The 21,107-nt window shown below is 67.6% G+C and carries 21 protein-coding genes and 4 pseudogenes; 12 read left to right on the top strand and 13 right to left on the bottom strand.

The features are described 5' to 3' along the window. Positions 1 to 92: 92 nt before the first annotated feature. From tpg to OHA58_RS00700, 3 genes and pseudogenes are all read right to left on the bottom strand, one after another. A pseudogene (tpg, locus tag OHA58_RS00690) lies at positions 93 to 371 on the bottom strand (telomere-protecting terminal protein Tpg); the annotation flags it as partial. Next, a pseudogene (locus tag OHA58_RS00695) lies at positions 368 to 490 on the bottom strand (IS5/IS1182 family transposase); the annotation flags it as partial. The pseudogenes tpg and OHA58_RS00695, both read right to left, overlap by 4 nt. Before the next feature lie 218 nt (positions 491 to 708). Then, on the bottom strand, positions 709 to 840 hold the full coding sequence (locus OHA58_RS00700) for a hypothetical protein (protein ID WP_389534100.1): 132 nt from the start codon (positions 838 to 840) through the stop codon (positions 709 to 711). A 188-nt stretch (positions 841 to 1,028) separates the two neighbouring features. Between OHA58_RS00700 and OHA58_RS00705 the strand changes: the two genes are divergently transcribed. The 7 genes and pseudogenes from OHA58_RS00705 to OHA58_RS00735 all read left to right on the top strand — a co-directional run bounded on the left by OHA58_RS00705 (position 1,029) and on the right by OHA58_RS00735 (position 8,269). Beyond that, on the top strand, positions 1,029 to 1,706 hold the full coding sequence (locus OHA58_RS00705; protein WP_116502170.1) for a FadR/GntR family transcriptional regulator: 678 nt from the start codon (positions 1,029 to 1,031) through the stop codon (positions 1,704 to 1,706). Beyond that, positions 1,703 to 3,154: an amino acid permease gene (locus OHA58_RS00710; protein ID WP_405475185.1), complete on the top strand. Its 1,452-nt coding sequence runs from the start codon at positions 1,703 to 1,705 to the stop codon at positions 3,152 to 3,154. Before OHA58_RS00705 ends, OHA58_RS00710 begins: the two co-directional genes overlap by 4 nt. Before the next feature lie 11 nt (positions 3,155 to 3,165). Next, positions 3,166 to 4,182, top strand: a complete 1,017-nt coding sequence (locus tag OHA58_RS00715; RefSeq protein WP_405484655.1) for an asparaginase — start codon at positions 3,166 to 3,168, stop codon at positions 4,180 to 4,182. A 31-nt stretch (positions 4,183 to 4,213) separates the two neighbouring features. Continuing rightward, the gene (gene aspA / locus OHA58_RS00720) at positions 4,214 to 5,626 is read left to right on the top strand and encodes an aspartate ammonia-lyase (RefSeq protein WP_405475187.1); all 1,413 of its coding nucleotides are present in this window, start codon (positions 4,214 to 4,216) and stop codon (positions 5,624 to 5,626) included. Between the two features lie 39 nt (positions 5,627 to 5,665). After that, positions 5,666 to 6,595 (top strand): glutaminase, encoded by a 930-nt coding sequence (locus OHA58_RS00725; RefSeq protein WP_405475190.1) that lies wholly within the window; start codon positions 5,666 to 5,668, stop codon positions 6,593 to 6,595. A gap of 245 nt (positions 6,596 to 6,840) precedes the next feature. Continuing rightward, positions 6,841 to 7,308: pseudogene (tnpA, locus tag OHA58_RS00730) on the top strand (IS200/IS605 family transposase). Positions 7,309 to 7,996: 688 nt separating this feature from the next. Next, on the top strand, positions 7,997 to 8,269 hold the full coding sequence (locus tag OHA58_RS00735) for an HPr family phosphocarrier protein (RefSeq protein WP_116501785.1): 273 nt from the start codon (positions 7,997 to 7,999) through the stop codon (positions 8,267 to 8,269). Positions 8,270 to 8,826: 557 nt separating this feature from the next. Here the strand turns inward: OHA58_RS00735 and OHA58_RS00740 are convergent. Next, on the bottom strand, positions 8,827 to 8,925 hold the full coding sequence (locus OHA58_RS00740) for a hypothetical protein (RefSeq protein ID WP_405484657.1): 99 nt from the start codon (positions 8,923 to 8,925) through the stop codon (positions 8,827 to 8,829). A gap of 263 nt (positions 8,926 to 9,188) precedes the next feature. Then, the gene (locus OHA58_RS00745; RefSeq protein WP_405484659.1) at positions 9,189 to 9,653 is read right to left on the bottom strand and encodes a carboxymuconolactone decarboxylase family protein; all 465 of its coding nucleotides are present in this window, start codon (positions 9,651 to 9,653) and stop codon (positions 9,189 to 9,191) included. Positions 9,654 to 10,464: 811 nt separating this feature from the next. Between OHA58_RS00745 and OHA58_RS00750 the strand changes: the two genes are divergently transcribed. Next, positions 10,465 to 10,587 (top strand): hypothetical protein, encoded by a 123-nt coding sequence (locus OHA58_RS00750; protein ID WP_405475193.1) that lies wholly within the window; start codon positions 10,465 to 10,467, stop codon positions 10,585 to 10,587. Positions 10,588 to 10,901: 314 nt separating this feature from the next. Here OHA58_RS00750 and OHA58_RS00755 read toward each other — a convergent pair whose 3' ends face one another. From OHA58_RS00755 to OHA58_RS00765, 3 genes are all read right to left on the bottom strand, one after another. After that, positions 10,902 to 11,561: an NADPH-dependent F420 reductase gene (locus OHA58_RS00755; RefSeq protein WP_405484661.1), complete on the bottom strand. Its 660-nt coding sequence runs from the start codon at positions 11,559 to 11,561 to the stop codon at positions 10,902 to 10,904. 78 nt (positions 11,562 to 11,639) lie between these two features. After that, positions 11,640 to 12,575, bottom strand: coding sequence for an SDR family oxidoreductase (locus OHA58_RS00760; protein WP_405475196.1), 936 nt, complete (start codon positions 12,573 to 12,575; stop codon positions 11,640 to 11,642). Positions 12,576 to 12,660: 85 nt separating this feature from the next. Beyond that, a complete protein-coding gene (locus tag OHA58_RS00765; protein WP_405475199.1) occupies positions 12,661 to 13,293 on the bottom strand; it encodes an NADPH-dependent F420 reductase in 633 nt (210 codons plus the stop codon). A 180-nt stretch (positions 13,294 to 13,473) separates the two neighbouring features. Here OHA58_RS00765 and OHA58_RS00770 point away from each other — a divergent pair, with 180 nt between their 5' ends. Next, positions 13,474 to 14,385, top strand: a complete 912-nt coding sequence (locus OHA58_RS00770; protein WP_405475201.1) for a LysR family transcriptional regulator — start codon at positions 13,474 to 13,476, stop codon at positions 14,383 to 14,385. Between the two features lie 719 nt (positions 14,386 to 15,104). On the opposite strand, the gene OHA58_RS00775 is transcribed toward OHA58_RS00770, so the two are convergent. Continuing rightward, a complete protein-coding gene (locus OHA58_RS00775) occupies positions 15,105 to 15,716 on the bottom strand; it encodes a TetR/AcrR family transcriptional regulator (protein WP_405475204.1) in 612 nt (203 codons plus the stop codon). A 145-nt stretch (positions 15,717 to 15,861) separates the two neighbouring features. Here OHA58_RS00775 and OHA58_RS00780 point away from each other — a divergent pair, with 145 nt between their 5' ends. Further along, complete coding sequence (locus tag OHA58_RS00780) at positions 15,862 to 16,596, top strand: SDR family NAD(P)-dependent oxidoreductase (RefSeq protein WP_405475207.1); 735 nt, start codon at positions 15,862 to 15,864, stop codon at positions 16,594 to 16,596. Positions 16,597 to 16,628: 32 nt separating this feature from the next. After that, a complete protein-coding gene (locus OHA58_RS00785; RefSeq protein WP_405475209.1) occupies positions 16,629 to 17,252 on the top strand; it encodes an NADPH-dependent F420 reductase in 624 nt (207 codons plus the stop codon). Positions 17,253 to 17,522: 270 nt separating this feature from the next. On the opposite strand, the gene OHA58_RS00790 is transcribed toward OHA58_RS00785, so the two are convergent. Further along, positions 17,523 to 17,693, bottom strand: coding sequence for a hypothetical protein (locus tag OHA58_RS00790; protein WP_405475211.1), 171 nt, complete (start codon positions 17,691 to 17,693; stop codon positions 17,523 to 17,525). Positions 17,694 to 17,859: 166 nt separating this feature from the next. Further along, positions 17,860 to 18,000, bottom strand: a complete 141-nt coding sequence (locus tag OHA58_RS00795; protein WP_405475214.1) for a hypothetical protein — start codon at positions 17,998 to 18,000, stop codon at positions 17,860 to 17,862. Between the two features lie 864 nt (positions 18,001 to 18,864). On the opposite strand from OHA58_RS00795, the gene OHA58_RS00800 reads away from it, so the two are divergent. Further along, positions 18,865 to 19,137: a hypothetical protein gene (locus tag OHA58_RS00800; RefSeq protein ID WP_405475217.1), complete on the top strand. Its 273-nt coding sequence runs from the start codon at positions 18,865 to 18,867 to the stop codon at positions 19,135 to 19,137. A gap of 41 nt (positions 19,138 to 19,178) precedes the next feature. Here OHA58_RS00800 and OHA58_RS00805 read toward each other — a convergent pair whose 3' ends face one another. Further along, complete coding sequence (locus tag OHA58_RS00805; RefSeq protein WP_405475218.1) at positions 19,179 to 19,823, bottom strand: hypothetical protein; 645 nt, start codon at positions 19,821 to 19,823, stop codon at positions 19,179 to 19,181. A gap of 431 nt (positions 19,824 to 20,254) precedes the next feature. Beyond that, positions 20,255 to 21,050: pseudogene (locus OHA58_RS00810) on the bottom strand (reverse transcriptase domain-containing protein); the annotation flags it as partial. Positions 21,051 to 21,107 lie beyond the last annotated feature (57 nt).

Raw genomic sequence — 21,107 nt, forward strand, 5'->3', positions numbered from 1 at the left:
ATCGCGTGCAGGAACATCCGACCCCCGCGGATATGCGAGCGAGCCCCGGACCGCATCGGTCCGGGGCTCGCGGGCTGGTCGGGGTGCGGCTGCTAGAGGTCGAACTCGAGGTGCTCGATGTCCGTGAACCGGACCTCTTCCAGACTGCCGGCGCGGCGGCCGCCGTCCTGGAAGTAGACCTCCCTGAGCGCTTCGGCCGCGATCTCCTGGAGCCGGGCGTCGCCGGCACCGGCCTCCTGAGCCTCGAAGAGGCGGGCGGCGTAGACGGGTGGCAGGGCGACGGTCAAGTGCCGGATACGGTCCTGGTCCGTGGACCCGATCGGCGCGGTGTAGCCGAGGCGGGCGCGGGTGTCGATGACGATGCCGTCCGTGGCCGGTGGCGAGGCCGGCCCCGAACCCCGCGTATGCGGGGTATCGCGTCCAGCAGGGGCATCAGTTGGGTGGTGTCGTGGCGGTTTCCGCTGGTCAGCGACACGGCCAAGGGGCGGTCTCCCTCGTCGTCGAGCCGACCGGATGCCCGAGCCGGACGAGTTCCCCTGGATCCGTCGGCAGCCCCAGCGCGGATTCTCCTAGGCCCACCTCCGGGCAATCAGTCTGCGGTGCCACGCACGCATCGTCGCGGGCGCCACCGGGAACACCTGCGCCCAGCGAGGCCAGCCCTGCGACCCACAGCCGATCCGCCAGCTCGTAGCGCACCGGCTTCGTGAGCTACCTGCGCAGCACCGCGTTCTCGTGCCGCAGCACCAGCAATTCCGCGTCCTTGGCCACGTCCCCGCATAGCAGCACCGCCGGAACCGCGAGCAGTTTCCGGGCCACCCGGTACACCAGTGAAACGATCAACGGACAGGGTTCCAGCAGACAGTGATGCCGCGCCAGACCACCCCCGAGCAGTAGCGATAAGTTTCCGAACGGCACAGGATGGGGGCCTCGGTGCCCCTTGACAGCCCCGTCCCGTTCCGCGCAGGATCACCCCCATGAACCTGTCAGACAGCCAGACAGGTGGGTCGGTGCCGCGGCGCGTCAGCGCGATGGAAGCGGTGCTCACTCACCTCCGCGGCGCCATCGAGCGCGGCGAGTACGCCATCGGCGACAAGCTCCCCTCCGAGGCGGAGCTCTGCCGCCGCCTCGAAGTCAGCCGACCGGTACTCCGCGAGGCACTGCGGGCCCTGCAGGTGATGGGGCTGACCGTGTCCCGCACCGGCAAGGGCACCTTCGTGGTCGCCAACACGGTCGACGACCCCACCTTCGGGGACTACGCGGCCAGCGACCTCCTCGAAGTGCGCCGCCACGTCGAGATCCCGGTCGCCGGGTACGCGGCGGTGCGGCGCACCCCGGAGAACCTCGACCACCTCACCCACCTCCTGGAGCGGATGGAGCGGGAGACCGATACCACCGCCTGGGTCGCCATGGACACTTTGTTCCACATCGTCGTCGCCGAGGCCTCGCAGAACCCGGTGTTCCGCCGGGTCATCGAGGAGATCCGCGATGCGCTGGGCCGCCAGTCCGCCTTCCTCAACGAACTCGGCGACCGCCGTGAGCAGTCCAACCGCGAGCACCGCGCGATCGTCGAGGCCCTCATGGACGGCAGCGAACACGACGCGGTGGAGGCCATGGCCCACCATCTCGACCGCGTCCAGACCACCCTCACCTCCATCGTGCGCCCCGAGCGCGCGGCCCCACCCGCGGAAGGCGGACCCCAGGCGTGAGCGAGCGATCCCTTCAGCAAGACGCCCTGCGTAGCGAGAAGCCGGCCTCCGGACACGTCGACGCCGGAGACGCGGGCTACAGCAAGTCCCTGAAGTCCCGGCACGTCAACATGATCGCCATCGGCGGTGCCATCGGCACCGGCCTCTTCCTCGGCGCCGGCGGCCGCCTCGCCGACGCCGGACCCTCCCTCTTCGTCGCCTACGCGGTCTGCGGCCTCTTCGCCTTCCTCGTCGTCCGCGCGCTCGGCGAACTCGTCCTGTACCGCCCGTCGTCGGGCGCCTTCGTCTCGTACGCCCGTGAGTTCCTCGGCGAGAAGGGCGCGTACATCGCGGGCTGGATGTACTTCCTGAACTGGGCCACCACCGGCATCGCCGACATCACCGCCGTGGCCGTCTACACCCACTACTGGGGCATGTTCTCCGACATCCCGCAGTGGGTGATCGCGCTCATCGCGCTCGCCGTCGTCCTCACCGTGAACCTCATATCCGTGAAGATGTTCGGCGAACTGGAGTTCTGGTTCGCGATTATCAAGGTGAGTGCGCTCGTCGTCTTCATGCTCATCGGCATCTTCCTGCTGGTCACCCAGCACCCCGTTGACGGCCACAACCCCGGCCCGTCCCTGATCACCGACAACGGCGGCATCTTCCCCAACGGCCTGCTGCCGATGCTGCTGATCATCCAGGGCGTCGTCTTCGCCTACGCCTCCGTCGAGCTGGTCGGCGTCGCCGCCGGCGAGACCGAGAACCCCGAGAAGATCATGCCCAAGGCGATCAACTCGATCATGTGGCGCGTCGGCCTCTTCTACGTCGGTTCCGTGGTCCTCCTGTCGATGCTGCTGCCCTGGAGCTCGTACAGCGCCGCCCAGAGCCCCTTCGTCACCGTGCTGTCGAACATTGGCATCCCCGCCGCGGGCGGCGTCATGAACCTGGTCGTGCTCACCGCGGCCATGTCGTCCCTCAACTCCGGCCTGTACTCCACCGGCCGCATCCTGCGCTCCATGGCGATGTCCGGCTCGGCACCCAGGTTCACCGGCGTGATGAGCCGCAGTCAGGTCCCCTACGGCGGCATCCTGCTCACCAGCGGCATCTGCGTCATCGGCGTCGGCCTCAACTTCATCGTCCCCGCCGACGCCTTCGAGATCGTGCTGAACTTCGCGGCGATCGGCATCCTCTCCACCTGGGGCATGATCATGCTCTGTCACCTGAAGTTCTGGCAGAAGACCCAGAACGGCGAGCTGACCAGGCCCAGTTATCGCCTGCCCGGCTCGCCGTGGACCGAGATCGTGACGATCGTCTTCCTGGTCTCCGTACTGGTGCTGATGTACGCCGACGGAGGCGCGGGACGTACGACCGTGCTGTGTCTGCCGCTGATCGCGGCGGCGCTCGTCGCGGGTTGGTACGGGGTGCGCCGCCGGGTGGCGGGGATACGCGACGGAGCAGACGCGTGAACCAGGCAGTGATGTACGGAAGTTCGGTGGCCGAGGCCCCGGTGATCCGGGAACCGCTCCACGCGCCGGTCGCCCACCTCGTCCGCGGCGGTGTCATCGAGGGCATCCACTACGGCTCGGTGGTCGTGCTGGGCGCCGACGGCAGCGTGGACCTTCAGATCGGCGACATCGAGGCCGCCTTCTACCCGCGCTCGGCCCTCAAGCCCGTCCAGGCCGTGGCGATGCTGCGGACCGGGCTGCCGCTGGACGGCGAGCTGCTCGCGCTGACCGCCGCCAGCCACTCCGGCGAGGAGCGGCACCTGGCCGGGACCCGCCGGATCCTGGAGCTGGCCGGTCTATCGGAGGACCAGCTGCGCAATGCCACGGACCTGCCCTTCGACCCGGTCGTCCGGGAGGACTGGGTGCGCGGGGGGCGGCTGCCCTCCCGCCTCGCACAGAACTGCTCGGGCAAGCACGCGGCCATGCTCTACACGGCGCGGCTCAACGACTGGTCCCTCGACGACTACCTCGACCCGGCCCACTCCCTCCAGCAGGCCATCGCGGAGATCGTCGAGGGCCTCACCGGACAGCGGATCGCCCAGGTGACCGTCGACGGCTGCGGCGCGCCCCTGTTCTCTGTCTCGCTGCACGGCCTCGCCCGCGCCGCCGCCAGCATCGTCACCGCCGCGCCCGGCACCCCCGAGGCCATGGTGGCCGACGCGATGCGCGAGCACCCCGAGATGGCCTCCGGATCGGGGCGGGACGTCGCCGCGCTGATGCGGGCCGTGCCGGGGCTGCTCACCAAGGACGGCTTCGAAGGCGTGCAGGTCGCCGCGCTCCCGGACGGCCGGGCCGTCGCCGTGAAGATCGCCGACGGCGCGGACCGGGCACGCGTCCCGGTGGCCGCGGCCGCCCTCGCGCGCTGCGGAGTCGACCCGGCCGCGCTCGCCGAGTTCGCGACCGCCCCGCTCCTCGGCGGCGGCGAGGTGGTCGGCAGCATCCGGCCCGCCCGTGCGCTCGCCCCGCTCACCCACCCCACGTACACCTGATCCACACACCTCCGAAAGAGGCCGCACAGCCATGACCGCCGCATCCCACCGCAGCGAGCACGACCTGCTCGGCGACCGCGACGTCCCCGCCGAGGCGTACTGGGGCATTCACTCCCTGCGCGCCAAGGAGAACTTCCCCATCACGGGAACGCCGATCTCCGCCTACCCGCACCTGATCGACGCCCTCGCCGCCGTCAAGGAGGCCGCCGCCCGCGCCAACGAGGAACTCGGCCTGCTCGCCCCGGACAAGGCGGCCGCCATCGTCGAGGCCTGCCGCGAGATCCGCGAGGGCAAGCTGCACGACCAGTTCGTCGTCGATGTCATCCAGGGCGGCGCCGGCACCTCGACGAACATGAACGCCAACGAGGTCGTCGCCAACCGGGCGCTGGAGCTACTGGGCCACGAAAGGGGCCAGTACGAGTTCCTGCACCCCAATGAAGACGTCAACCTGAGCCAGTCGACCAACGACGTTTACCCGACCGCAGTCAAGATAGCGACCGTCTTCGCGGTGCGCGGGTTGCTCAAGGCGATGGCTGTACTGCAGGACGCCTTCGCCGGCAAGGCCGTCACGTTCCGCCACGTGCTCAAGATGGGCCGTACACAGTTGCAGGACGCGGTACCCATGACGCTCGGTCAAGAGTTCTCTGCGTTTGCCGTCATGATTGACGAAGATCGCAGCCGTCTTGACGAGGCAGTCGAGTTGATCCATGAAATCAACCTGGGCGCCACTGCCATCGGCACCGGCCTCAACGCCCCCGCCAAATACGCCGAGGCGGCGCGCCGCCACCTCGCCGACATCACCGGGCTGCCCTTGGTGACCGCCGTGAACCTCGTCGAGGCGACCCAGGACTGCGGCGCCTTCGTCCAGATGTCGGGTGTACTCAAGCGGATCGCCGTCAAGCTCTCCAAGAGCTGCAACGACCTGCGCCTGCTCTCCTCCGGACCACGCGCGGGCCTCAACGAGATCAACCTGCCGCCGGTGCAAGCCGGTTCAAGCATCATGCCCGGTAAGGTCAACCCGGTGATCCCCGAAGTCGTCAACCAGGTCGCCTTCGAGGTGATCGGCAACGACGTCACCATCACCATGGCGGCCGAGGCGGGACAGCTCCAGCTCAACGCCTTCGAACCGATCATCCTGCACTCCCTGTCCGAGAGCATCACGCACCTGCGCACCGCCTGCCTGACCCTGGCCGAGCGCTGCGTCGTAGGGATCACCGCCAACACCGAGGGGCTGCGCGCGGCCGTCGAGAACTCCATCGGCCTGGTGACCGCCCTCAATCCGCACATCGGGTACACGGCTGCCACCGACATCGCCAAGGAGGCCCTCGCCACCGGACGCGGCGTCGCCGAACTCGTACTGGAGAAGGGGCTGTTGCCGGCCGAACGGCTCGCCGAGCTGCTGCGTCCGGAAGTCCTCGCGGGCAGCGGCTCCACGCACGCCTGAACCACGAACGCGCACCAGGACCGGCCGGGAGGCAAAATAATGATCACGACGTCGCCGCTGGCCTTCCAGCCGGTCCTCGAACGCATCGCCACCGAGATCGAGCAGACGCCGGGTCGCGGGCGGCCTGCCGACTACATCCCGGCGCTCGCCGCCTGCGACCCGCGCCGCTTCGGCATGGCGGTCGCGGAACTCGACGGCACGGTGTACGGCGTTGGGGACTGGCAGCAGCCGTTCTCCACGCAGTCGCTTACCAAGGTCTTCACGCTCGCCCTCGTCCTGGCCCGCGAGGGCGACGAGCTGTGGGAGCACGTGGGCCGCGAACCCTCCGGTAACCCGTTCAACTCCCTGGTGCAGCTGGAGTACGAGAACGGCATCCCCCGCAACCCCTTCATCAACGCGGGCGCCCTCGTCGTCACCGACCGCCTGCAGACCCAGACCGGTGACGCGGCCGGCATCCTGCTGGAGTTCCTGCGCGCAGAGAGCGGCAACCCAGAGCTCGCCTTCGACAGGGACGTCGCCTCCTCCGAGGCCGCGCACGGCGACCGAAATGCGGCACTGGGTCACTTCATGGCGTCGTACGGCAACATCGACAACCCGGTGCCCGCGCTGCTGGAGCAGTATTTCCGCCAGTGCTCCATCGAGGCGTCCTGCGCCGATCTCGCGCTCGCCGCCGGGTTCCTTGCCCGGCACGGCATCCGCGCCGACGGCTCCCGGCTGCTCACCCGCAGCCAGGCCAAGCAGGTCAACGCGGTCATGCTCACCTGCGGCACCTACGACGCGGCCGGCGAGTTCGCGTACCGCGTGGGACTGCCCGGCAAGAGCGGCGTCGGCGGTGGCATTGTGGCGGTTGTGCCCGGCCGGTGCACGCTGGCCGTGTGGGGCCCGGGACTCGACAAGCGAGGCAACTCGGTGGCGGGCGTCGCGGCCCTGGACCGGTTCACGACACTGACGGGGCTGTCGGTGTTCTGAGCCCGATCTCTTTGCGAGCCTGGCGTATCGCGGCGTCCGCGTTCGCCAGAGTCCGCTTGTCCTTCGGCATTATCTGCCACCACGCGTGCAGGCAGTTCCACATCGCGCGGGCGGCGGGCGCCTGCTCGTCGGTGAGGAGATTCTCGGCAGGGGACAGTCCCAGTCGGGCACGGTTCCCGAACTGCCGCTTTTCCAAACCGAGTTCACCCATGGCGATCAACCTACAGTGGGTCTGTGTCACCTCGATGAAGCCGAACCTCGATGTCAGAACCGGCCGCCACGTCGTCCACAATCTGCACGTCCACTTGGTGTTCGTCACCAAATACCGGCGCAAGGCGTTCACGGACAAGATGCTTAAGCGCTGCGAAGAGATCATGCGGTAGGTGTGCACGGACTTCGAGGCCGAGCTGAAGCAGTTCAACGGCGAGGAGGACCACGTGCACCTGCTCGTGCACTACCCGCCCAAGGTTCAGCTCTCCAAGCTGGTCAACTCCCTCAAAGGCGTCTCCTCCAGGCGTCTGCGCCAGGAGTACGACGCGCACATCCGCCGCCACCTGTGGGGCGGCCACTTCTGGTCCGGCTCCTACTTCGCCGGAAGCTGCGGCGGTGCGCCCCTGACCGTCGTACGCCAATACATCGAGAACCAGAAACGCCCCGTAGGCCGAGGTGAACAGTGCCGGCCCGTGCTCACCTGCGAGTCAGAGCAGTCCTGAGATGGCCTCACCCCCGGCGTAAACGCCGGAGCACTGGCCAAGATCAAAAGGTAGACCAGAACTCGACCGGGTACACCGGCGTCGACTGCGGCGGAGACGTCCCCTTTCCCTTCCACTCCCCCGCAGCCCGCCCCACTGCCGCGGAATCCGGCGATCACGTCCCCGGGCGCCCGCCGGGAGTGGGACCCACCAGGGAAAGCTGACAACACGTCATGGCGTGTCTGGCGGTTCCGCGGACGCCGCGGAGTCGGTGAGATTCTGCGGGTCGGTGGTCACGGGCCCTACCTCCGTGGTCATAGGACGGACCGGACGAGCCGACGGCCTCTCGGGACACGGCTCAGCAGCTTCTCCAGCCGCTCGGGTACCAGACGCATCCATAGCCCCTTCCCCGATCCGTGCGGCGCCTCCCGGCGCGTAGACCGCCCGGGTCATCCCGTACGAGATCAGCGGGCAGCCACCACGCACGCCGATGCCGGTCGGCGCGGAGCCCGGTCACTTCTGTTTCATGCCCGTATCTGTTTACTTCACCGCACTATCCCCGTAGCATCCCGGGAAACACGCAGCAGTGGACATGAAACGGATGTAAACCCACATCCGTCTTCAGGGATCCAAACCAGCAGTCAGCAGTCAGCAGTCAGCAGTCAGCAGTCAGCAGTCAGCAGTCAGCAGTCAGAAAGAGGATCAACTAATGCCTCAGCGCACAGTCGTCATCGGTTCGCGTACCGGGCTGCACGCCCGCCCTGCTTCCGTCTTCGTCCGGGCCGCCTCGAAGCAGCCGGTCAAGGTGACGGTCGCCCGCGAGGGGCAGAGCCCGGTCGACGCACGCAGCCTTCTGTCCGTGCTCGCGCTCGCGGTCAAGCACGGCGACTCCGTGGTGCTCGCCGCCGAGGGCGACGGCGCGGATGCCGCGATCGACGAACTGGCCGCGCTCGTCGCCACGGACCTCGACGCCACGGAGTAGCGGTGACGTAAGCGACGGTTGGCATCCCCGCGAACAACCGACAGGCGGCGGGCTCGGCGTCCACTCCATGAGCTGTGACGCGGGCCCGCCTTCCTGCGGGAGTAGCTCTGCCGCGATGGGTCCGTGCAGCGCGGAGCGCTGTCGATGCCCCCGTCAATCGCCGCTTGGCCACGCGACCCGTGCCAGCTCGGCCACTCGGGACAGCTCGTCCGTATCGGCCCCGTCACGTGCGCGCTGCGAAAATCCCTGCACGATCGTGGCGAAGTAGGACGCCAGAGCCGACGTATCGGTCCCGGCCGGCAGTTCCCCTTCCTCCTCGGCCCGGCGCAGCCGCGAGGGGGGCGAGACCGGCGTTGCGCACGTCGCGCAGGAATTTCGCGATCTCCTCGTCCTGCACGGTGACGTTGGTGGCCGCACTGATGGCCAGGCAGCCCGCCGGGTGGGACGGATCCGCGTAGACCACCGCCGCCTCGCGCAGGATCCGGGACACGGCGCCGCGAGCCGTCGGCGCCTCGGCCAGCGCACGCGCCGGGAAGGACCCCACCGGCGAGCGGCCGTTACACGTCGACGGCCTTCTTGAAGAGCGCCTTCTTGTCGCCGAACGCCGCGTACAGGCTGCCCGGACGGATACCCATGGCCTCCGTCAGCTCGCCCAGCGAGGTCGCCTCGAATCCGCGCTCCCAGATCAGCCGGATGGCCGCCTCCAGCGCCGCGTCCCTGTCGAACGTGCGCTGAGGAGCGTTCCTGGCTCGAGTCGGCCCAGTAGGTCGGGAATGAGCTGCTGTTCGTGGAGTGACAGCGGACCGGTCGCTGCGGCGAACACCGCATGTGTCCCTCCATCACCTGCGGATACCCGCCTGAGCCGTCGGGGTCCCTCACTCGTTCGGGTGGGGCTGCCGGGCCGGAGGGGAGGGTCGGGTCAGTCCCACTGCTCGTCGGCGAGCGAGGCTACCGGTGCGGGCTTGCCGATGACGGCCAGGGCTATGAAGAAGTTGATCTGGCCGATTGCGATGGTCAAGGTGGCCAGGGCCTTCTCGTCGTAGTGCTTGGCCACTTCCGCGTACAGGTCGTCGGTGACCCGTTCCTGGCCATGCGGGGCAGGCTGGAGGGTGGCTTCCACCAGGGACAGCGCCGCGCGCTCGGCGTCGGTGAAGTAGGGGGCGTCCTGCCACGAGGAAACGGCCGTGATGCGCTCCTCGGATACTCCCGCCTTGCGCAGGAATCCGGTGTTCAGGATGGTCAGGTATGTGTTACCCACGATCTGTGCGGCCCGCAGGTGTACCAGGCTCATCGTGGTGCGCGGCACCGATCGGTTGCCCGTGGCACGGAACAGGGCGGCGGTGATGTCGTTCAGCTCGGGAACGAACTCGGTCGGGTTCGGCATCCGGGAGATCGGGGTGCTGGTCACGACTGGACTCCTTCGTATCGGCCTGTTTGGCGTTCTCACGGCACTGACGGAGCAACTCACCTCGATGTGACCGGAGTCCGGAAAATTTCCTCCCGATGCGTTGCGTCCCTGAGCCCTCCCCGGTGTCTCGCCTCGCGCACCCAGAGCTTGGTGTCGATACGAGAGCAGGGCCCTGATCCCCGTTCGGTGCGCCCTCGAAGTATCTCCGCGGACCCAGATCAACTGAGATTCGGCTCGGCTGCGTGTCTCCCCTGTCCTGGTCTCCACAGGTCAGGGGCATGGCATGGGGCCAGATCCGTTTTGACCTGCATCCGGCGGGTCGGAGCCCGGCCTGTCAAGGACGAGTCGTGACCACGCCGACCAGCCTTGCCGCCGTCGTGCAGGCAGGAGACGTGATCGGCTACGAGGGTCAGTGGCGCAAGGTGCAGGCGATCAAGACGGTGGTGTTGCGAGCTGCTGCTCTCGGTTCCCCACCTGCCCGCATAGATCGTCCCGGGATCCGGCGGGACTGCGAAGCGCACGAGACCTCGCCCCGGCCTCCCAGGCCCTGCGGGCATACGAGAGCTGCCTGGTGATGTCTCCGGGAGACCGTGCTGTTCAACGGGTGGGGTCTCCCCGGCTCGATCTCCTTGGCCTGCTGATCCGGCAGCAGGCGGTCAACCACGCCATCCGGCGTGCGCTACCAGCAGCCGCGCTGACAGCGAGATCGCCGCCCTACGGGCCGAGGTCGCGCGGATCGACGCGGCCGCCGCAGAGATCAGAGCCATCACCGACGCCATGGTGCGCCTTGCTGATCGGCGCCCCGCTGCACTCCGACGGCAAGCTGACCATCGTCTCCCTCGCCGCGGAAGCCGACCTGCGCCGCAACAAGCTCACCCACAAGCACACCGGCCTGAAGGACCTGTTCTAGCAACAGGATCTGGCCCGGGTCCGCGCCGAACTCGACGATCTGCGTAGCCAGGCGCAGCTCATGGCCCGGATCGTCTACGTCCTGGAGATCGAGAACCACCAGCTCAAGGAGGCCAACACGAATCTGCTTGGGCAGTTGGCCGCCCGGGGAGCAGTCCGCGACCTGACCCAGCGCACTCCGCGCGCGACGAGACGCGGGGGCAAACCCTTCGCTGGATTCGACGCCTTTGCCTGCGAAATATGCCCCCGCCCGGTATCCCCCCGGGCGGGGGCATAGCGCGGCCGGACCACATTGCGGTCCGCGACAATTGACGGTTACCGCGTTGCGGTGGCCAGTGCCGCGCGGATGGCGTCCTCGCCGACCGGCTGGCCCTTCTCGTTCGAGTACGGCCCGTATGGTGTTCCCCACACCGGCGTGCCCGTCGCCTGCCGCCAACTGTCGGCCAGCGTTCCCGCGTCTACCACGCTGTAGCCGATAGAGTCGATGAATTCGGTCACCGCCGCCTTCGCCGGTGCGGAGTCCCCGGCGATCGGCAGGTAGGAGCGGTCGGCCGCCCCTGCCGAGCGGGCGAGTGACAGCAGGTGCTTGAAGAAGATGTTGTTGAACGCCTTTACGAGCAGGGCGTCCGGGACGTACCGCAGAAGCAGCTCGCTTGAGGTGAGGGACTTGCTCTCAAGCTCGAGGATGTGCCCGTCACGCTCGGGGCCGTAGTTGCAGGTGTCGATGACCGTCTTCCCGGCCAGTGGCGCGGCGGGCATGTGGGGGAAGGCGCTGACCGGCACCGTGACCACGACAATGTCACCGGCCGCCGCGGCCTCTTCGCTCGTCGCCGCGGACGCCCGCGGCCCCAGTTCCTCGGCCGTGTCCACGAGCGTTTCGGGACCGCGCGAGTTGCTGAGCACCACCTGGTGCCCGGCCCCGACAGCGAGTCGCGCGAGGGTCCTGCCGATGCTTCCGCTTCCGATGAATCCCACAGTCGTCATAATCTCAACGTCCCTCAGAAGAGCCGAACTTGCCGGTCGCCGGGCTCGTTACGATCCGGGTTCCCGCCGTCAGCCGGCAGGGAAGTAATGGCCGTTGTCCAGATCGGCGAGCAGGCCGGGCCGGGCGGGTTCCCAGCCGAGGGCCCGGCGGGTGATGAGGTTGGACGCCGGGTAGCTCTGCGTGACGATATTCGTGAGGAACCCGAAGTACCCCGGCGTCATCAGGGCATCGTTGGGAACGCTCACGGCGGGCAGGCCCAGGCGGCTGGCGATGGCCTCGGCGATGTCACGGAACGTGATGCCCCCATCCTCGACCGCGTGCCAGTATTTGCCGGCCGGCCCCTTCTCAAGCGCCAGGCGGAACAAGGTGGCGGCATCGCGGATGTGCACGGCGTTCCACAGGTTCGCGCCGTCGCCGTGGTAGCCGACGAACCCCTTTTCCTTCGCGAGCGCGATCAGCGCGGGGAGGAAGCCGGCACGATCGGTCGTGCTGTGCGCAATGTTGGCGATCCGCACGACCGAAGACCGCACCCCCTGCTCGGCGAGGTCGACAACGGCCCTTTCCACGACGTTGCGGACCCGCAGGGTGCCCTTGTGCTCCTCGCCGGCGGGGAGGGCCGGGTCCTCCTCGGTGGCCGGCCGCTCCAGGTTCCCGGGCGAGCCCACGCTCCCCGCCGTGACCAGCGGCTTTCCTGTTCCCGCGAGTGCCTCGCCGTACGCGAGCATGATCGGGAGCTCCGCAGCGGCCACGGCGTCCAACCCGCCGGAGGGCAGCAGATCCTGCCTGTGGGCGACGTGGATGACGCCATCGGAGCCCGAGGCAGCCTCCTTGAGCCCGTCAAGATCCTGAAGGTCGCCGCGACGCACCTTCGCGCCGAGCGCGGACAGGGCCGCCGCGGAAGCGTCCGACCGGGCCAGGCCGGTGACCTCGTGCCCGGCCGCGATGAGCTCGGGGATGATATAGGAACCGGAATGGCCGGTCCCCCCAGCGACGAATACGCGCATCTAACTGTCCTTGTGAGGGTAGGTGCAGGGTCTTCCCGTGCCGTAAGCAAACTGGCGTAATGCGGCACGAGAGGTAGTGGTGAGCTCAGCCGAGAAGGGTGATGCCGAGGGAGAAATTGGCGTGCTTGACGGAGTGGTGCATGAGGCCCAACTCCAATAGGCCGACGTTCTCCAGTACCCGCGCCATGAACAGTTCCCCGGTGTCCCAGGGGCGCAGCCCCAGGCTCTCGACGAACGCCGACACGCGTGCCTTCGCCTGCGCGTCGTCGCCGGCGATGAACACGTCCAGAGGGCGGTCCTCGGCCGGGCCAGCCGCCAGAACGTGGGAGAACACAGTGTTGAACGCCTTGACGACATGCGCGTCGTCGGGAGCCGCCTTGGCGATCTCCTGTGCGCCGGAACTGTCGTCAGGGACGACGAAGCCCTGCAGGTCGGGGGCTACGGGGTTGGTGATGTCGACGATGATCTTGCCGCGCAGTGCGTCCCCGTACTCCCTCACCACCGCCGCCGCGCCGGCGTACGGCGCGGCGAGGATCACGATGTCCCCGGTCGGGGCGGCCCCGGCCGTCCCGACCGTGGCGCCGCCGAGCGTGGCGGCCAATTCCTTGGCGTTGGCCTGGTCGCGGCCGATGATCTCGACGGCGTTGCCGCCGGCGAGTGCCCGGCCGGCCAAAGCACGGGCCATGTTTCCGAGTCCGATAATGCTGATGCTACTCATCGGTGTTCCTGCTTTCCGGGCTTTGGCCCTGCTGTCAAATTCCAGTGTGGAATTCTTGTGCCGAATTCACTTCGACGCCCTTAAGCGCCTGTTTTTCATGTTGCCATCCGGTCTGAGTGGCGTCCAAGACCTATTGAAGCCATGGTGATACCCTGGAGGTATCACCGGGCTGGGGGTTTTATGGATCTGGATCTGCGCAAACTGCGTTACTTCGTCGCCGTGGCCGACCGGCTGCATTTCGGCCGCGCCGCCGATGAGCTTCACATCGCACAGCCGGTGCTCAGCCGGCAGATCCGCGCGCTCGAGCAGGATCTCGGCGCCTCGCTGTTCACCAGGGATCGGCACGGCGTAGAGCTGACAGACGCGGGCCGGCAATTGCTGGCCGATGCCGGTCCGCTGCTCGCCTCAACCCACGCGGTCCGCCGCCGGGTGTCCGCGGCCGCCAGCGGCAAGCGGCGGCTGATGGTCGGTTTCCGGGCCGGCATTGCCGTCACCCCGGCGGCCCGTGCGTTCGAGGACCGGCACCCGGACGTGGTCGTGGACGTGCAGCGGATCGAAGGGGACGACCAGGCTGCGATGCTGCTCGACGGCCGCATCGACGTCGGCTATGTGCGGCTACCCATCGACGAGGCCGGCCTGCGCGTCACCCCGCTGTACACCGAGCCGCGGGTAGCGGTACTGCCCACCGGACACCGGTTTGCCGGCAAGCAGGAGGTCACCGAGGCCGACCTGGCCGGCGAAACGCTGGTCTGGCACGGTGACCCGAGCACGCAGCCCACCAAACGCCCGCTCCCCAATGCCGGGTACCCGGTGCGCGGGGTGGACGAGACGCTCGAGCATGTCGCGGCCGGACGGGGCATCTCCTTCCTGGCCCGTTCGGCGTCCGTGTTCTATTCGCATCCGGACGTCGTCAATGTGCCCATCCCGAATCTGGCGCCCGAACAGGTGTGCCTCGCGGTGACGGCATCGCACACCTCGCCGGTAGTAGATGACTTCGTCACTGCGGCTCAGTCGACGGCCGAGATCACGGCAGAATGTGGGAACTATGAGATGTGGCAGCTTGGAGGCGATGCCGTCACAAGGCGCGCTTGAGCAGTTCGACTGACCCCGTTCATCATGCGCTGAAGAGTGAAATGACCTGACGGAGTGGTGCTGTTGCGGCTGACCTCTGAGACAGTTCCCCTCTTCGGCCAGCAGTTGCCTGAGGGGCCCCGAAGCACCTGAGACCGACTGGAAGTACGTGCTGCGGAAGCGGCTCAACTCGGCTGATCGCCGTGTCGTAGTAGCGGAGCCGTTCGCCGGCGGTCTGCCGTTCGTAGTGTGCAGGAGTCGGTCCGTGGGATCCGGAACCCGACGTCGGGTTTCAGCCGGACGTGTTGGCTGCCCGCCTGTTGGCCTTCGTTTCGGACTGGCGTGGCCCAGATGGGCCGCGCACTGATGATCAGCGTGGATGGTTTACAGGCCCTGAAGATGCGGGTGGCCCGCCAGCGTCGCTGGCGGGCCACCCGCATCTTCACAACCTCCCAGCTGCGTACGAGTTCTTCATGCGCCACCGCGTACGGACTTATGCGATCAGCCGTCTGTTCGAACCGCGGCGCGCCAGCGCCCTGGGCCGGGATGACGGCCTCGAACTCCTGAAGCCCTCGGGGGTCGCCGGTCTCCCCGGCGGCGTCTGCTGCGGCCGTCAGCAGGCGGGCGGTCAGTTCCGTAAAAGCCAGCAGGTCCGGGCCAAGTGCCGGGCGGCTGGTGTCGCGTACCAGCCAGTGCAGCCCCGACCGGCTGCGCGTCCAGCCCAGCCGCGGAGTGCCACGTCAACTCGACACGTCCTCCCCTCGCCGGTCATCGCTGGCTGTGGCGGGGATCGCGTTGTCGATGAGGACGGCAGCGATGGCGGCGGCGGTGGGGAAGGCGTCGGCGTTGAGGACCCGGGTGCGGGCCGCGGCGCCGTCGATGAGCAACGCGAGCTGCTCGCCGAGCTGTTCAGGGTCGGCGGCCCCGGCTTCGCGGGCGGTGTCGGCGAGCCGCGCGGCGACGGCCTTCTTGTAGTCGCGCGCGTACTGGGATGCGGGGTGCTGGGGGTCGTGGAGTTCGACGGCGGCGCCGATGTAGGGGCACAAGGGAGTGGTGGGGGGGATGTCGAAGGCGGCGAGGAGCCGTTCGCGGGGCGTGAGGTCGGTGCGGTCGAACACGCCGGACAGAACGGAGGGGTCGAACCGGCGCAGGTACTCGGCGACGAGTTCGTCCTTGCCGCCGAAGTGCTGGTAGGCCGTGCGCTTGGACACCTCGGCCACCGCGCAAAGCTGGTCCATGCCGGTGCCGTTGATGCCCTGCTCGCGGAACAGCTGCTGGGACGCGCTGAGGATGCGCTCGCGAGCGCCCCGGCCGCGGCGCCGACCCGTGGGGCCCTTCTCCAACTCCGTCATGCCTCCATCGTACCGCAGCTAGGTAACGACCGGTGTACATAGTTTGCGCCCTGGCCACCCGCCGCGTACCGTAAGCACACAGGGCGGTGTACTTAACACCGTCACCCCCAGGTACACACGGCACCACCGACCCAAGGGAACGACTATGGGAAAGCTCGACGGCAAGGTCGCGGTCATCACCGGCGGCACCACCGGCATGGCGCTGGCAGGCGCGAAGCTGTTCGTCGACGAGGGAGCGCACGTCTTCATCACCGGCCGCCGCCAGGACGCCCTGGACCAGGCCGTGAAGCAGATCGGCCGCAACGTCACCGGCGTCCAGGGCGACGCCGCCAACCTGGACGACCTGGACCGCCTGTACGACACCGTCAAGCGGGAGAAGGGAAGCCTCGACGTGCTGTGGGCCAGCGCAGGCGGGGGTGAGCCCGCCCCGCTCGGCGAGATCACCGAGGCCCACTTCGACGCCGCGTTCTACCTCAACGCCCGCGGCACCCTGTTCACCGTCCAAAAGGCCCTCCCGCTCTTCAACGACGGCGGCTCCATCCTCATGACCGGCTCCAACGCCTCCCTCGGCGCCTTCCCCGGCTGGAGCGTCTACGCCGGCAGCAAGGCCGTCCAGCAGGCATGGGCCCGCGTCTGGCTCAACGAGCTCAAGGACCGCCGCATCCGCGTCAACGTCCTGACCCCCGGCCAGGTCGCCACCGCCAAGCAGGAAGAACTCTTCGACGAGGCCACCAAGCGCCAGTTCGAGTCCCTCATCCCCCGCGGCCAGATGGGCCGCCCCGACGAAATCGCCACCGCCGCCCTCTTCCTCGCCTCCGACGACTCCAGCTACGTCAACGGCATGGAACTCGTCGCCGACGGCGGCACCACCGCCATCTAAACCGAACAACCACAACCAGGGCAGGACATCTCATGAGCAACATCAGCATCATCGGCACCGGGAACATGGCCCGCACCATCGGAACGCGGGCGATAGCGGGCGGCAACACCGTCGAAGTCATGGGCCGCGATCAGTCCAAGGCCACTGACCTGGCCAAGGCTCTCGGCGGCGGCGCCACGACGGGAGAATGGGGCACCGCCCCGGCCGGGGACATCGTCATCGTGGCCCTGCTGTACGACGGCGTCGTGCCGGCCATCGCCCAGTACGGAGACGCTCTCGCGGGCAAGGTCATCGTCGACATCAGCAACCCCTTCAACTCCACGTTCGACGGGCTAGCCCACCGCGAGGAGACCTCGATCGCGCAGGAAGTCGCCAAGGCCGCCCCAGCCGGCGCCAGCGTGGTGAAGGCGTTCAACACCATCTTCCGCCACGTCCTGGAGAAGGGCCGGCCCGACGTCTTCATCGCCGGCGACAATGCGCAAGCCAAGGCAAGTGTGGAAGCGTTCATCGAAAGCCTCGGGCTGCGCCCGCTGGACGTCGGCGGCCTGACAATGGCGCACTGGCTGGAAGGAGCGGGCGTGGTCACGGTGGGCCTCGCCAACCACGGCGTGGGGAACTTGGACTTCGCCCTCAGCATCACCGAACTTCCCGCCTGAGCAAACGGTTGACGGATCACCCAAAAAAAACTCGCCAATTGAGCCCGTTGGCGAGCCGGTGGGGTAGCGGTCCTGCACGTCCTTCTCGAAGGCGAAGATCACTTCCGTCAGGTCGATGACCGCTCCGTCCAGTCGTGCTTCGGCCGCCTCCAGCCCCCGGGCCGCCAGGCAGCCGCCGGTGAACTCGGCAAGCAGCCTGGTCACGCGCGTTTGGGTCTGGCTGTTCGTCAAGGCCGTAGCCCGGTGGTGGGCGATCCAGGCGTGCACCAACTAGGCGACCAACTGCGAGCACCGATAGTTCCCAGGGCGGATCACGCGCCGCATGGCCGTGCCCTTGGGATTGGTGTAGATCAGCTCACGCGTCTCGATCCAGGACACCTGCCCGCCCCGCTCAAGCGACTTCGCCGCCTGCCGGGACCCGCGTTCTCCTCGTCTGGGCATCAGACCGCCTGCCGTTCTGCCAGACGGCTCGCGTAGTCGGCGTAGGACTTGTTCTGGTCGCTTCACCCCGCAATCGCCCTCGCAACCAGCAGGTTCGTCCGCCGGATGTAGCGCAGAGACCGCATCGTGGAACTGGCGTGCAGGTGTCCGAGCAGCCGCTGAACGATCAGCGGGCGTTGAGATTGGCGTGTTCGGCCAGCAGAGCATCCTGTCCGCCCTCGGCGATCTTCTCGGCGAGGGCGGACAGGATCATCTTGATCAGGTTTCCCAGCATGATCACGGCGTTCGCCGCCTTCTCTGGCAGCATCTCGACCGCGCACCGCCGGGCATCAAACCCGCCCTCACTAACGTGGTGAAAGGAGTGCCGTCGGCCGTTCCATCGCTGACACCACTCTGAGGCGGTAGGGATCTCGGTCGAGTCGACGAATGGAAGTGTGTCCTGGACGCCAGTCATCAGTCGCAGGTCCAACACGCGTCAACTGTCTGCAGAAGCAGAGGGTGCCTCGATGCCGGCCGCTGCGGCGATCTCGGCGATGCGCCCAAGCGCTTCCTGGTACGCCTGGGCATTGCCGGGCTGATTCTGCCAAGTGCGGATCCGGAGGGTGGTGGACTGCAGAGTCCCTGGCGGAATGCCGAGGTACCGAGCCGCGCCGGTTCGTGATCCGCCACGAGCCATCTGGACCAAGCGGATCGCGGCGTCACGCCGCAGGAGTCGTTCGGGCCCGTCCAGTTCGTTCAGTGGAGCTGCCCAGGCATCGGCTGATCGACGGCTTACCCGGGCGTGCGGCTGGCACGTCCCGAGGACGGCGCCCGGTTCGGTGAGCTGCTGGCCTTAGCGACATCGAAAAGGAACATGTTGACGAGGTGGAGGCGGGCCGCTGTGGTGCGTGGCTGCTGGAAGCCCTGCAGCTGGCAGCAACACCTTGACGCAGCCCCTGGTCCGCGCAGCCGCAGACGGGAAGATGCTAGACGCCGCCATTGCACTGTCGCTGCCGCTGGTTGCCCAGGACAGGGACGGCGCGACAGTCGGGGCGCTCCTGGCATCCGCCCGCCTCCTGAGCCACGTCAAGGGGGCGGCAGTTCCCGACGCTGTGGCCGCGACGCTCGCTGATAGACGACGACCTCCGGGCGTCGCTCCTTGGCCTGATGTCCACTCGATAAGGAGGCAGAAGTGCCGTTCACCGTCACCGGCGCATTCGATGACGGTGCGACCTACGCAGTGCCGATCACCGGGCGGACCGACCGCCCGGCGATCGGGTCGTACCGCGCCGCAACTCTCGTGGAGCTCCACCAGGGCGAAGACATCTCCCTGTCGCCAACCAGCCCCGTACACAAGGTCGCCGGAGACGATGAGGTGTCAGTGCTGGCGGTGCTGCACGAGTACACCGACGTCCTCGAGAAGGGGGCGGAGGCGCCACGGCACGCGCGAGTACCTGGGAGCTGACCCGGTGTTCTTGCACAATTGTGCAAGAACGATCTTGGATCTCAGTCTGACTTGCCGCACTCCGAGAGGTGACTCAGCTTCGCCCGATCATCAGCCATCAGGCCCCCCTCCTTCTGTTGCAGGATGACCTTCTTCGAGGGCGGGCCCGCGGTCTTGGTCAGTTCGCCGCCGTTCCATCGCACCCATGCTTGGCCGTTGTTATCCATGAAGTGCAGTCCCTGAAAGATCCAACCCGTGTGGGGCCCAGGGGACGCGGCGAAGCTCGTCGCCTGGGCGAAGGTGACGGCCTTCGGCACGCTGACGGCCGTGCAGGGCGGCAGAACCCCAACAAAGACGTACGTGACCGAGTTGTCATGCTTCTCTCGCCGTTGCTTGTCGTTCAGGAAGAAGGCTGCCCACACCGGGTCTAGGGAACGGTTCGCAACAACCGAGACCTTGATATTTCCCCACATTGAAAGGCGGGCGGCCTGGCTCCGTTCGTCCTTCTCGGCGTCCTCCTTGGACTGAGCGAGTTGATCGTCCGCGACCTGAGCGGACTTGTAGGTCCCCCAAGCGGTGATCGCCAGGCTGACTGCGGCCACAACAGCCGCAAGCACGGCTGTGTGTCTGGCCCAGTCGGAGCGCTGATACCAGCGCCTGAGGCGAGCGATGCGGCCCGACCCACGTATCCGGTTGGTGACAGCCATAGGGGGGCGCGGAGTGACTTGCCGGACCCTCAACCGCGGTCGTCGCTCTAGCACTTGACCTCACTAACCATCGTGCTCCACCTCGTAACGCCCCAGGGTCTATCACGGAGCTCAGCGGCTGCGTAGGCGGACGTCGCTCGCAGAACGACTCCCGCAACGGCGAGATTCTCTGGTGCTTTCCCGGCGCTGGAGTCGAGGACGGCGCGCTCATGCACGAAGCCTTCCGGATCGCACTGTCGTGAGGAGGTCCAATCCCCTGGACGTCGCCTCGGCTGAAGGAGGGACGCGGCCGGTCGATGAGACCTGCAATCCGCCAGGTGTTCAGGTCCTGTAGGGAAGCTCGACGCATGAGCGAAGACAGCCAACCGCAGGAGTCCCATCTTCTCGCCGTACCTCCTGACGTTGAATCCGAGGAAGTCGAAACCCTCCTACGCGTGGACCACATGGGTCTTTTCGTCGTTGAAGGTCAGCCCTCTCGGCTCCAGCCAGGCGATGAGCTTCTCCTTGATTTGCCACGCTTCCGCCTCCGTCGCGCACATGACGACGAAGTCATCGGCGTAGCGGATCAGCGTCGGGATATTCCTCCGTGACCTCTGCAGTTGCGTGAGGCTCGGGTCGTATCCGGCAGCGATTTCCATGCCATGGAGTGCGATGTTGAGCAGCAGAGGGCTGATTACCCCGCCTTGCGGCGTTCCCTCCGTGGTAGGGGCGAACCTGCCGTTCTCCATCACCCCGGCCTTCAGCCATCCTCTGACTTCCCGGCAGGCCGGGAAGTCGCCGATGGCATCCAGTAAGCGGTCATGGTCGATGCGGTCGAACGCGCTGGACAGGTCAGCATCCAGGATCCAGACCTTCTTGGCGCCCTTGCGGGCCAGTGTCTGGAAGATCGCGCCGATCGCGTCATGGCACCCTCGTCCGGGTCGGAAACCGTAGCTTCGCCCTTCGAAGCGTGCCTCCCATTCCGGCTCCAGGGCGCTTTTCACCCTGGCCTGCTCCACTCGGTCCCGAATCGTGGGGATGCCTAGCGGTCGCTTCTTGCCGTTCGCCTTCGGGATGTGCACTCGCCGCACCGGTAGTGGCCTAAACCGCGGCTCCTCGGTCAACTCTCGCAGGAGTTGACCTCGTTGCCGTTCGTCGACCACGACCGCCCCGTCGACTCCGGGAGTGCGCGCTGAGTTGGGTCACTCTGCGGATCGAAACGATCGTGTTGCTTCGTGACCTCAGCATCAGCTTCTGCAGACTTCTGACCTAGCAATAGCGTGGCCGCATGCCCCTTGACGACGA

The sequence above is a fragment of the Streptomyces sp. NBC_00009 genome (assembly GCF_045040855.1).
In the GTDB taxonomy this organism is placed as follows: Bacteria; Actinomycetota; Actinomycetes; order Streptomycetales; family Streptomycetaceae; genus Streptomyces; species Streptomyces aureus.